The organism is Candidatus Zixiibacteriota bacterium, assembly GCA_021159005.1.
In the GTDB taxonomy this organism is placed as follows: Bacteria; Zixibacteria; MSB-5A5; order UBA10806; family 4484-95; genus JAGGSN01.
The window spans coordinates 1-12941 of record JAGGSN010000231.1 but is presented as its reverse complement, the minus strand read 5'-3'; the positions used below and the strand labels follow the sequence as shown (position 1 = coordinate 12941).

The window sequence follows — 12941 nt, the reverse complement described above, 5'->3', positions numbered from 1 at the left end:
ATATTGTTAGATGTGTCTAATAAGCAGCTATTGCAACTTGTTCATATTTAAAATGTTAGCCAAGACATAGATGAGTTAATATCATTTTATCAAATTATCACAATCGGTTAGAGTAATAGTGAGTTAGGGTATATTAATAATGGTAACAGTTGGGCATATTATATGTTGTATTTCAACGGATAAGTAGTCGAATCAAGTAATTGGCAATGTTCACCCTCTCTCCAGCTGTTTCGATTACTGTATGCCTATAAAAAAAGACCCCTCGACTAATACAAGGGGTCTATTATTAAGTATCTATTTTAGAATTAGCGGCTACATATCTTTGTATGGATTTGGCCCGACTCTTTCAATCACTTCGAGAAAATCATCGAAAATCTTCGGAATATTCGGATAATCAGACATTGATAATTCGTGAATCTCAACCCGTTCCTCTTCCAAAACCAACTGTTTAAGTTTCTCGCGAACATTTTCCATTCTGGTGTTGGCAAGCTCGCTGCCCTGAATAAAGTGGCACTGATAATCATCGCCTTTCTTACAGCCAATAAGAATAACGCCATCAAAACCGCTGGCTAAGGCATCGCTAACCCAAACTGAATTCATCGAACCCAAACAGCGAAGCGGGATAATCCTGAGCATAGCATTGTATTTCAATCGCATTTGGCCAACCATATCAACAGCTGGCATTGCATCGTTTTCACATATAAAAGCCAAAATCCTGGGTTTTTCCTCGAACTCATCCGGAATATCAATGGCTTTAATCATCTGAGATATCTGGTTAACGCTGTAGTTTTTAAACGAAATGATTCTTTCCGGACAAGCGCCTAAACATATTCCACAGCGGCGGCAGCGATTTGGATTGGGCTTTGGTGTGCCTTTATCGTCTTCATCGTATGCGCCAAAAGGACATTCCTCAGTACAGCGTTTGCACTGGGTGCATCTTTGCATGAATAGCTCGGGATAGCTTAAGTCGCCGGTGCGGGGATGAACTGATGCGCCAATATCTAACGACTCGACAGCCTGAATTGCTTTTAATGCTGCGCCATAAGCGTCATTCTCACAGGTTGCTAAATCCATTGGCGCCCTGACAGCTCCCGCGGCATATATAGCCGTTCTTCTGGTTTCATAAGGGAAGCATATAAAATTAGAATCAGGATAGCCGTATTTTAAAGTGGGCAGGTCGGTTCCCTGACGGTAGGTAAGATTCAATATCTTAGCGCCGACTTCAGCCGCTTCAGCCGCTTTTTTGCCGTCTTCTGTTTTGCCCTCTTCTTTTTTCTCCTCGTCTTCAGCCGTTTCAGATGCTTCAGCTTTCGGAACTTCATCTACTTTGGTAGTCGGAACCATTCCGGCGGCTAAAACGACCATATCGGATTTCACCTGAATATTGTCGCCTAAAAGGGTATCTTCAACATTAACCGAAATCTTGCCGCTGCCATCTTTCTCAACGCTCCGGATTTCTCCCTTGGTGAAAAATATTCCTTTATCTTCCTGAACATGAGCATAGAATAATTCATATTGAGCCGGCGAGCGCAGGTCTTTATAGATAATATATATCTTAGCATTCGGATATTGTTCTCTGACATATAAAGCCTGTTTTAATGACACGCGACAGCACACAGCCGAGCAGTAGGGAAGATGTTCCTGGTCGCGCGAACCGGCGCATTGGATGAAAGTAATACTATCAATAGGTTTGCCATCGGAGGGTCGTTTTATTTCGCCGCCGGATAGCATCTCTTCCATTTCGACATTGGTAATCACATCTGGTGTAGAGCCATAGCCAAGATAGGCCAGCTTCTCAGTTTCGTATGGTCTCCAGCCGGTAGCTTGAACAATCGAGCCAATCATAAGTTCGGTCGATGAGCTGCCATTTTTAAGAGTTACTGCGAATTCACCCGGCTGGCCGGAAGTTTTTTCGACTACCGTTGATTTATAAATCGTAATATTGTCATGAGCTTCAACTTCCTTAACCAAATCAGAGCAATTGGAATCTTCTGGTTCTTTATATGGAGGATGTTTGGGAAAAACTTTAGTGAACTTTGCTGCCCAGCCGCCAAGCTTATCTTCTTTTTCAACTAAGATGACTTTGTAGCCTGTATCAGCTGCAGATTTAGCGGCAGTCATACCGGTAACGCCGCCGCCAACAACCATAATATCCTTACTTACCGATTCCGAAATAAATGGCTCTGGCGGTTCACCGTTCATCACCTTGGCGCATCCCATGCGTATACAATCCTCTGCCAGCATCTGAGTATCTTCATCATTTGGCTCATGGCACCAGGCTACTTGCTCGCGGATATTTGTTCTGTCGGTGAAAATATCTTTGCCAAAATCGAAAAGCTCCGGAAAAACACGCACAGAACAGGCGGCAGCTACTACTTTATTTATGCCTTCATTTTGAATATCATTCTTTATTAACTCAATACCTTCCTTACTACAGAGGATATCATGTGTTTTGCATATTGCGGCTTTGCCGTCGCCTTTAGCTACTTCAACTAATTTGTCAACATCGATAGATTTTCCGATATCACAACCCTTGCATATATAACAGCCAATCTTTGCTTCCATCGTCTTACCTCCTTCTCCCGATAATTATAGCTTTCAAAGCCGCTCCGGTGGATTCCTGTACTGTTGTTGCGACATCAACAGGTCTTGATGCAACACCGGTGCCGATGATGCCATTATCCGTATCGGGGGCTATAAACCCAAATTCATCAAGGGGTGTATCTAATGGCGGCTGTTCATCTGCAGTATTGGGCACCATACCGGTTGCCAGTACCGCCATTTCGACTTCAGTTTTAGTGATTTTACCTGTAAGGGTATCTTCCGCTTCCAAAATGAGATTCTTTTGACCGGGCACTTCAGTAATACTGGCAACTTTACCGCGATGGAAATGAATTTTCTCGTCCTCTTGACGCTGAACATAGAAATCTTCCAAGCGGCCAGGCGATCTGACATCGATATAGAATATATGAATTTCCGCCTCAGGATAGCGTTCGCGGATATAGGTCGCTTGTTTCATTGAGGCTAAGCAGCAGATTGCCGAACAATATGGAAGATGGTTTTCATCACGAGAACCGGCACACTGGACAAACCCGATGTTATTAATCTCTTTATTATCGGATGGCCTTAAAAGCTTGCCCTTAGTGGGACCATTTTCAGAGGCAAGTCTTTCCATTATTACATTAGTAATTACATTATCATATTTACCGAAGCCAAGGTTGTCTATCTTGGTAGCGTCATATGGCTTCCAACCGGTAGCCCAAACGATAGCGCCGACTTTTGCGGTGATTGTTTGTGGCTGCATATCAAGCTCAATAGCATCATATTTGCAGGCTTCGGCACATTTTTTCATCCGCTCGTCCTTTACGTATTCAGGATCAATCACATAACGGGGAGGGTATGCCATAAGATGAGGCATGTAAACAGCTTTGGTTTTATCTAGTCCATAATTAAAATCATTGTCCCGCTCAATTTCACAGACTTTTTCACATTCGCCGCAGGCGGTGCATTTGTCGTTGACATATCGAGGGTTTAACATAATGGTAACTTCGAAATCACCGGGTTTGCCGGCAACTTTTTCTATCTCGGCTAATGTTAGAACCCTTATAAACGGATTTGATCTGATTCTTTTCAAATTGATTTCTATGCCGCAGGTTGGCGGACATAATTTTGGGAAATAATAGTTCATTGAGGCAACCCGTCCGCCAAGCGTTGGCGTTTTTTCCAGAAGCATCACATTTTTGCCAATTTCAGCGGTTTCGATAGCGGTAGTCATACCTGCAATACCGCCGCCAACCACTAGAGTATCAGCTTTGATTTGATTTTCAACCGATGTGAATTCTGCCATATTCTTCTCCTCGTGGCCATTGCCCAAGTTATTGCGGACTAACGCATTTCAACTTTAATGCCCTGTTGAGATTGTGAAATCTTTAACAAACAGAGCCAGTTAAAAAGGCTAATATCTAAACAACATTAAACCTTTTACTATAATTAGCGCAATAAAATACTACTCAGCTTATGACTTTGTCAAGGATAAGTTTAATTTTGGAGTTTCCCTATTTTTTTCAGAACATAGCAGACTCGCCGGAGGCGAGGAAAAGCCCGACACCTCTCACAGCAACATAAGGCTTTTTCCCTTAGCAAATCTTCTATCAAAATCAAAATGTCGAGTTTTTCCCTCCGAGGCTGTGTAAAAGTTATAAAAGCCTATATCCCATTGCGCTCGCAGGGGCGTATTGCAATATGCCCCTACGCGATGCCTTTGCAAATCAACGACTTATTTACAAACAATACATCTGATTTATTAGCAAAATGTCCGCAATGATTGCGCAATCAATTTTTTGTCACAGTCTCCTCCGGTCGGAACCCAACCTGCGAATAATTTATTAAAAGCTTCCCCATCCGCCTTGGGCGGATAACGATTTCAGCTTTCTGTAAATGCTAACTCTATGAAATAAGTTATATTATAGGGAAATTACACGGGATTTTGGGGAAACTCCCGTAATCTTTGTCGGAATCTTTGTGCGTATATTATATCAGCTCAGTTGTCAAGTCCCACGTTGATTTTACCTACTTCTTTGCAGGAATTTCCACAAAAAGTTAAAAAATAACCCAATATTAACAGGCAAGCCTTTCCTGTTCACTCCGAAATTTTCTATAGTGTTGAATTAAATTTCAATATTACTTTTTATCCAAATAACCTGGCTGTGTATACAAATAAGGGTAATTTGCACAATACTAATAAATAAAACTATAACTAATAGGGACTAAAGTGTTTACATTAAATAAGGATGACGCTATGGGTGTCTGCTATAATTAGAATCCTATTTTTGAGCATACTTTTTGCTTGACTATATAAAAATATGGTATTTTATACAAATAGGTGTTAATTTTTGTTCTTTATTATGAGATGAAAATAATTTAATAATAGCATATCCGGGAGGACTTATGCGGAAAATAGTTATTGTAGTGTGGACATTGTTATTTTTTATCCCTTTATTTTCGGCAAGCGCTGGAGATATTCCCGATAATATCTCAGATGAATTGCGGGCAGAAATAAGGGCTATACAGGAAAAAATTAAAAAGGAAGGATTAACTTGGGAGGCTGGCTATAACGAGATTATGGAAATGACCCTCGAGGAAAGGCATCAGCTTCTCGGTTATAGAGTGCCTGATGAAGTTAAGAGTATTTACAAAGACCTGAATAAATTGCCGCCGCCGCTTTTGACCAATACCGAAGACTGTTTTGATTGGCGGGTATTAGGCGGAGTAACGCCGGTACAAAATCAGGGCAGCTGCGGTTCATGCTGGGCGTTTGGAGCCACCGGGGCATTTGAATCGGCATATTTGTTAGCCGAGGGAGTTGTGCCTGATTTTGCCGAACAGGTGCTTGTCTCCTGTGATGAAAACAGCAATGGTTGTGAAGGTGGTTGGGATGGCAGCGCTTATAATTTCTTCTCTCTTTATGGTGCTTTCGATGAATCATGCATGCCTTATCAAGCTAATGACTCTATTCCGTGTGATATTGATGATTGCGACGTTGTTGCATATCAAGATGGCTATATGCATGTCGCAAACAATGTTAATGCTATTAAAAATACTGTGGTTATAACTCCGATATCAACATCATTTACTGTTTATGATGATTTCAATTCTTATCAAAGCGGCTGTTATGAACATGTCGGCACCGAACCAACCAACCATTGCGTAGTGATTGTCGGCTGGGATGATAATGAGTGTAATGGTGATGGCGCCTGGATTGTTAAGAATAGTTGGGGCGAGGGCTGGGGACGGCTTGGCGGATATTTTTATATAAAATACGGCTCTGCCTCTATCGGCAGTAATTCTAATATGCCGCTGTATAATATATCTGGTTTGCCCGAATTAGAGTACACCCCAGATTCTATCTATGTCGAGCTTGGTCCCGACTGGCAAACCACAAGAACGGTTGAGCTATCAAATATTGGCGATGGTGCTCTTCGCTACTATATAGACGGCTACACAGTTACCGATCAGGATTCATTTGGTTATTACTGGCGCGATAGCGATAATCCGGACGGCCCCGACTATAATTGGATAGACATTACCAGTGATGGAGATGTTGTTAATTTTTCCGGTTATGACGATAACGGCAATTCCGGTCAGCTTGATCTCGGTTTCGATTTCAATTATTATGAAAACACCTATGATAAGTTTACTATCTGTGTAAATGGTTGGATTTCTTTTAACAGCTCTTACATTATGCAGTGGGAGAATGAGATAATCCCTAGCTATGCGCAGCCGAACAATATGGTGGCAGCTTTTTATGATGACCTGAACATGGAATACGGCGGCAATATATATTATTATACGAACGAAACCGATACGGCAATTATCACTTGGGATCAAATTCCGGATTCCCGTCAGGAAGGCATCTTTACGTTCCAGGTCATATTAGCTGCGCCCAATACCATAATCTGCCAATACAACACGATGGGACCCGGCAGACTCAATGAATGTTCCATCGGCATTGAAAACCGTCTCGCCACAGTTGGCACTCAGGTAGCATACAATGAGGACTATGTTCATAATGATTTAGCGGTTGAGTTCATGCTTGGAGATGCCGTGCCTCCATTTACATGGGTTGCCCCAAACCCTCAGCAGGGAACTGTCCCGCCCTTTAGCCAGCAGGATATTGAGCTTAATTTCAATGCTTTAAATCTGCCGCCCGGTACGTATAACGGCATGATTACTATCATGACTAATTCTATCGAAAATCCGGTTGCCAGTATTCCGGTTACTTTGAATACGAGCTTTACTAATATCGAGGGTGAAGAATTAGCGACGCCGGATAGGTTTGCGCTTCATCCGGTTTTCCCCAATCCATTCAATGCGGATGCTAAGATAAACTATTGTCTGCCTCAGGCTGGCGATATTACTCTTGAGATATTTAACTTATTAGGGCAAAGAGTTGCAACTTTATATGATGGTTATCAAATTGCCGGTGAACATTCATTAACCTGGAAAGCTGATGGTCAATCATCCGGAATTTACATGGTCAAGCTGGCTTCCGGTCAGCAGAGCAGAACTGCCAAGGTTACATTGCTGAAGTGATGGGTTGATACTTAATATATAAGTTTTAAAAAGGCTGGTTTTTTGACCAGCCTTTTTTATTGTCCTGAATATTGTGTGCTGCAGCGGAATAGCAGGGGGCATCCGAATTAACAGAGATGGGATTTTGGTAACGAGTTTTTCGTTGTTATCGTTCATATTTTAAAATGGTTAGTGTGCGTCCTCGTGCACCAACATTTTATTTCTCCCATCTCGAGAGGAGTCAGGGGTGTGTTTTTAACGCTAAATGTTCAACATAATTTGGCTCTGGTTGCCAAGCATCGTTTGGTAATCAAAGCAATTTATTTATAATTCTACTGTTAAATTCGGAGTAAAAGTTAATTTCTAATAATAAAATAGGTTTTATGGATAATTCGGGTTATATATTCCAGTTCGATAGACCAGTGAAAAAAATATCAAAGAAATTCCTGAAACTATTTCACATTACTATCCATTTTATATATATTCGCAACCGGAGAGGTGCCAGAGCGGTCGAATGGGGCGGTCTCGAAAACCGTTGACCCTTCGGGGTCCCAGGGTTCGAATCCCTGCCTCTCCGGTTGTTTTTCGCAACCCCTTTAAAATCAATATATTAACTCAATCGCCAGCAACAAATTCTAATAGGTTTCTGCCGCTTTATTGGGAAAGGCAGTGAATTAGGAGGAAAATCATGGGTAGAGTACCGCAAGTAAATATATATCAAGATAGGAAAAGCAGAAATTGGGGTATCTCTTATTCAGTAAATAGCAGAAGATATAGAAATATCGTTGCGTCAAAAAAACATGACGTTATAGTGGTGGCTGCAGAGACTCTCAGGAAACTTAAGGTGCAAGAATATGATTTTCTTGACGACCCCCAACTTTTAAAAACAGAGGAGTTAATAGGACTGTTTCTTAACTCAAAGAAACACATTATTAGAGAAAGCTCTTTTAAAAAGGTATAGTGCCTATCTTAACAATTTTAAGAACTTTATGAATGAATATTTCGCTTCTATCACAGATATTAGATTTGTTAAAGAGATATATATCAGGAAATTTCTCGACAGCTTATTTGACAGAGGGTTAATGGCCAAGACAGTAAACGGCCACTTGACTGATCTTACCCCGTTTTAGCGGACACATTATTAATGCAACTTAATTGATTTTCAAAGTCAACCGGCGATTTATAACCTAAAGCTGAATATCTTCTCTGCCGGTTATAAAAAACCTCAATGTACTCAAAGACGCTTGACTTAGCCTCCTCTCTGGTTTGATAATTCTTAATCCGCCTTAGGCGGACAGTTTTTAAAGTATGAAAAAATGTTTCGGTTATGGCGTTGTCATAACAGTTGCCTTTGCCGCTCATGCTTGGTCTTATGCTATGTTGATCCAGAAGATTTTAAAAGTCTCCGCCGGCATACTGACTGCCCTGATCAGAATGAAATATCATATCACGAGCCGGCGTTCGATGATTCAAAGCCTGTTTAAAAGCAGAGATTACAAGCTCCTTGGTTAAACGTTTTCTCATTGCCCAGCCGACTATCTGGCGACTATAAACATCTAAAACCACAGATAGATAAAGCCAACCTTTAATTGTCGGAAGGTATGTTATATCAGAAGTCCAGAGCTGGTTAGGTTTAGCCGCGACAAACTCTTGATTAACAAGATTAGGAATCCGCCTAAGGCGGAGATGATTATGTTTTGAGTTGGTGGCAACTTTAAACTTCCGCTTAGTCTTAGCCGCTATCCCATTGAATCTCATTACCTGGGCTACACGGTTATGACCGCAAGTCTCGCCGCTAGCATGTAGGTCAGCCGTAATACGGGGACTGCCGTATGCCTGCCCGTCGCAGGCGGGTCTGGCGGCTATCTTCATGGAACTTCTTAATCTTTTCCAGAAGTGCTTGATTTGATAGCTCTCTTTTGCTGAAACCACGCTTTCGCCAGCCATAGTAACCGCTCCGTGATACCCCTAAAACATGGCACATCTTCTCCACCCGAAATGCGGAGCGATACTTCTCAATAAACAGGTATTTCATTTGGGTATCCTTGAGAAAATGGCCAAGGCTTTTTTTAAGATGTCCCGCTCTTCTTGAATATCAGCCAACTGACGTTTAAGCCGCCGCATCTCCTTAGCTTCGGGTTTCAAGTATCCTTGTCCTGGAAATGCCTGATCTTTATCTTCAGCCAAACGTTCCTTCCAGTTATAAATCAGATTGGGTTGTATCCCCAGATCCCGGGCAATCTCTGCTGTACTGCGATCACCTTTGGTTGCCAAACGCACCGCCTCAATCCCGCCTGAGACGGGCAGGTTTAAATTCCTTGTCATATTTTCTTTTTCCCATGCGAACTCCTCCTTAATGGTATTATACCACCTTAACCAGGTGTCCGTCAAATCGGAGGAATATCAAAGGTTATGGTCAAAAGTACAGGGGCATTATAAAAATACTCTGATGGGTGGCTTTCTAAATTGTTAATACATGCAGCCTTACAAAAAAGCTGGGGTACAGGGATTCGAACCCCGATCGACAGATCCAGAGTCTGTTGTCCTGCCATTGGACGATACCCCAAAATAACGAATGTCTCCTGATAGGCAATGTAACTCAATGGGGGGATAAATGCTACATCAGACCTTCAAAAGACACCCATCTCATATATAAATAAAATAGGCATAATGTCAAGAAAATATTTAAGATTTTCTACTTAGCCATATTTTCAATGTAATCTAATGCTTTTTCGATACGCTTTATACATGTTTCCTTACCCAGAACCTCCATCAAATCAAATAATGAAGGACCTTTTGTTAACCCGGTTAATGCCAACCGCGTAGGGTGGATTAACACAGCTACCTTCACTTCAAGTTTTTCTGCCAAATCTCTTAAAGCATTTTCAGTATTCTCAACATCAAACGGAAATATTTCTTTTAATACTTCAAGCCACTTATTAAGGATTTCTGAGGTTTCGGGTTTTGAAAAGTGCTTTTTAATACCCTTTTCCTCATATTCAAAATTATCTATAAAAAAATAAAAGCCCATATCGGTAAAATCGGTTAGTAAACGACAGCGCTCTTTTAATAATCTGATAACACTTAACATATAATCCCAACGAGTGTTAATATAAAGCTGTGTAACTAAACCGGATTCAACTAAGAAAGGCCTTAATAAATCAACTAATACATAGTCATCTGTCCTGCGTATATAATCGCCGTTCATCCACTTGAGTTTATCAATATCGAAAATCGCATTGGCTGGATTTATCCTGTCGAGGCTGAATAATTCTATCATCTCATCGATATTTAATATCTCCTTATCATCGCCCGGAGACCATCCCAAAAGCGCGATGAAATTCAATATCGTTTCTTTAAGAAACCCCATTTTTGCATAATCGGTAATCCCGATTGCCCCATCCCGTTTTGACATCTTCGACCTGTTTTTGCCAAGTATTAACGGCAAATGAGCAAACTTCGGTACAGGCAAGCCAAGGCTTTTGTAAAGCAAAATCTGCTTAAAAGTGTTGGTTATATGATCATTTCCCCTGATAACATGGGTTATGCCCATTTCATAATCATCCACTACTACTGCCATATTATAAACAGCTCGGCCATCCGAGCGGGCGATAATGAAATCATCTATCTCGCTATGGCTGCGTTTTACCTCACCCACTATCAGGTCATCAAATACGGTTTCGCCTTCCGGAACATAAAGCCTAACCGTAAACGGCTTGCCCGATTCGAGATTTTTTTTCTTTTGTTCCTCGGAAAGATTATGGCATGTTCGGTCATAATGAGCAGACTTCTTCTCGGCTTTAGCCTGTTCACGCTTCCGGCTCAATTCCTCCTGACTGCACCAGCAGCGGTAAGCATTGCCGTTTTGCAGAATTTTTTCAATATATTTATTGTATGTATCCAGCTTTTGTGATTGAAAAACAGGTTCTTCATCCGATTCCAAACCCAGCCATCTCAAGCTATCGAAAATAACCTGAATCATTTCAGGCGAGGATCTCTCTTTATCGGTATCCTCAATCCTGACCAGGAATTTTCCGTTATTATGACGAGCAAACAGCCAGTTAAATAACGCCGCTCGGGCTGTGCCTATATGTAGAAATCCTGATGGCGACGGTGCTATGCGAACTCGAATATCAGACATCAGCAGGTTTATCTCCGACGTTAGAGGATTGGGCTATTGTTGCTGATGGTTGGACTTGCTTAAGGTCGGTTTCGTTAAAATTCAACTTGATTCCTCCTACCCAACCGGCTATAAGATTATAAAGCAGAGTTATAATTCCAGTAAGAATAACGCCATTGCCAACAGCAATAAATATGGCATACACTAAACCCATAAAGATGCCGCCAAATATTCCAACTGTGCCGGGGAAATCGTTGCCATAACCCATATCGCCCGCGGGTATAAACTGACTGGCTAAGCTCATAATAAAAGCCATGACTGAACCAATAAGCAAGCCAACCAGCAAACCGATTATGGCATTAATAATAAACGATACTTTAATAGCGCTTAAAACATCGATTTTCTTCAACTCAAAAACCATTATTCCTCCAATTTTCCTATTATAATAATACTTATACTCTCTCCGGTCAAATTTTATCGGCTCATTATCATATTTAGACCGTCATCGGATTTTTCAAATTGCAGCAAATAGTATAGCTGGAGAATGCCGCATTTGTTTCAAACCAGACACATCTTAATGATAAGATTGAAATGTTCTCGATTCTTCCTCTTTAACCAATCCCGGATTAATAAGCCAGCTTAAACTCCAATTGCCTTTATCATATTCAAAACAGGCAAGACTGCCGGCATAAAAATTAACCGAACATCTATTCGAATCATTAGCCAATAACAGCGATGCCAGTTTTAACATAAACGGCAGATGACCAACCAGCATAAGATCAGTCCCATAAGCAGTAATTTCACCGGCGATTGATTCAACCGAGTCGTCTGGCTTAAGCCCTTCCTGAATTCTAACTCCCTTTTTCGGTTTTACTGCCATGGCTAAAATATCGGCAGTCTGCGCCGCTCGGGTTTTGCCGCTATGCCAGATTTCATCAACGCTTATATCGAGATGTTTTATTGATTCTGCCAATTTTATTATTTCCTTTTCACCGTTTTTAGTAAGGCCTTTTTGAGGATCGATATCCCCGGGGCTTGATTGGCCATGCCGAGCTAAAAATAATCTCACTTGATACTCCCTACTTTAAATAATTAATAATTGATAATTAAAAATTTATAATCGCTGATTCCTATAGTAAAATACTTTTATCAAACAACAGAAACAAATCAGCAATGAGTTTATTATCGCATATCTGTTAAAAAATGCAAGCAAATCTTTTCCCTTTTCTCGAGGAAGTATTAGACCCGCTAACTGATAAGCAAAGAAAATTTATTTCAGTTCTTGAGATTGCTCGCATAGAGAATATTATTAATATTTTCTTCCACTACTGTCCGGCCTTTTGTCATATGCTATACTTGATGTCATTCCCCGTCTTGCCGCTCTATGGGTTGTGAATCAAGCAAGTTTAGCTTGTTGGATAATATTTAAAATACTCTATTGAAAAGGCCGGACAGCAGTGTAATAAGTTGTAATTTAATTAACGATAATTAAACAATCACTCAGAATTACTATTGCTAAAACTCCAATGGAACTTTTGATATAACCCATCTGAATTTGCCAGCTTTGGTCCTGGCTATATCTTCAACAAACTCCAGATGAACATTCATTTCGTTACCGAAAAGCCGTAGTTCGCTTTGCTGGTCATCCCCTTGTCGGCAGCCAGCGTTACCTCTTTCACCCTAAAACGACTCTTGATATCATCAACCACCTCGATAACCGTCTGGCGGTCGCTGGTGTTGCCGTCAAAGG

At 41.0% G+C, this 12941-nt stretch carries 7 protein-coding genes, 2 tRNA genes and 1 pseudogene; 3 read left to right on the top strand and 7 right to left on the bottom strand.

Going from position 1 to position 12941, the window contains the following annotated elements; translation table 11 throughout:
* Window positions 1-312: 312 nt before the first annotated feature.
* Both J7K40_15270 and J7K40_15265 read right to left on the bottom strand, forming a co-directional pair.
* Window positions 313-2565, bottom strand: a complete 2253-nt coding sequence (locus J7K40_15270) for a hydrogenase iron-sulfur subunit (GenBank protein MCD6163757.1) — start codon at window positions 2563-2565, stop codon at window positions 313-315.
* A gap of 4 nt (window positions 2566-2569) precedes the next feature.
* Window positions 2570-3847, bottom strand: a complete 1278-nt coding sequence (locus J7K40_15265; protein ID MCD6163756.1) for a CoB--CoM heterodisulfide reductase iron-sulfur subunit A family protein — start codon at window positions 3845-3847, stop codon at window positions 2570-2572.
* A 1100-nt stretch (window positions 3848-4947) separates the two neighbouring features.
* Between J7K40_15265 and J7K40_15260 the strand changes: the two genes are divergently transcribed.
* The 3 genes from J7K40_15260 (at window position 4948) to J7K40_15250 (ending at window position 8032) form a co-directional block, all read left to right on the top strand.
* Complete coding sequence (locus J7K40_15260) at window positions 4948-7092, top strand: T9SS type A sorting domain-containing protein (GenBank protein MCD6163755.1); 2145 nt, start codon at window positions 4948-4950, stop codon at window positions 7090-7092.
* A 471-nt stretch (window positions 7093-7563) separates the two neighbouring features.
* Window positions 7564-7648, top strand: a tRNA-Ser gene (locus J7K40_15255).
* Between the two features lie 111 nt (window positions 7649-7759).
* On the top strand, window positions 7760-8032 hold the full coding sequence (locus tag J7K40_15250; protein ID MCD6163754.1) for a hypothetical protein: 273 nt from the start codon (window positions 7760-7762) through the stop codon (window positions 8030-8032).
* Window positions 8033-8187: 155 nt separating this feature from the next.
* Here J7K40_15250 and J7K40_15245 read toward each other — a convergent pair.
* The 5 genes and pseudogenes from J7K40_15245 to sixA form a co-directional block, all read right to left on the bottom strand.
* Window positions 8188-9396: pseudogene (locus tag J7K40_15245) on the bottom strand (IS3 family transposase).
* Between the two features lie 170 nt (window positions 9397-9566).
* Window positions 9567-9637: transfer RNA gene (locus J7K40_15240), tRNA-Gln, on the bottom strand.
* 129 nt (window positions 9638-9766) lie between these two features.
* A complete protein-coding gene (locus J7K40_15235; GenBank protein ID MCD6163753.1) occupies window positions 9767-11212 on the bottom strand; it encodes a glutamate--tRNA ligase in 1446 nt (481 codons plus the stop codon).
* Window positions 11205-11612 carry a hypothetical protein gene (locus tag J7K40_15230; GenBank protein MCD6163752.1) on the bottom strand — a complete coding sequence of 136 codons (408 nt, stop codon included), beginning with the start codon at window positions 11610-11612 and terminating at the stop codon, window positions 11205-11207. Before J7K40_15230 ends, J7K40_15235 begins: the two co-directional genes overlap by 8 nt.
* 153 nt (window positions 11613-11765) lie before the next feature.
* Window positions 11766-12260, bottom strand: coding sequence for a phosphohistidine phosphatase SixA (sixA, locus tag J7K40_15225; protein ID MCD6163751.1), 495 nt, complete (start codon window positions 12258-12260; stop codon window positions 11766-11768).
* Between the last annotated feature and the right edge of the window lie 681 nt (window positions 12261-12941).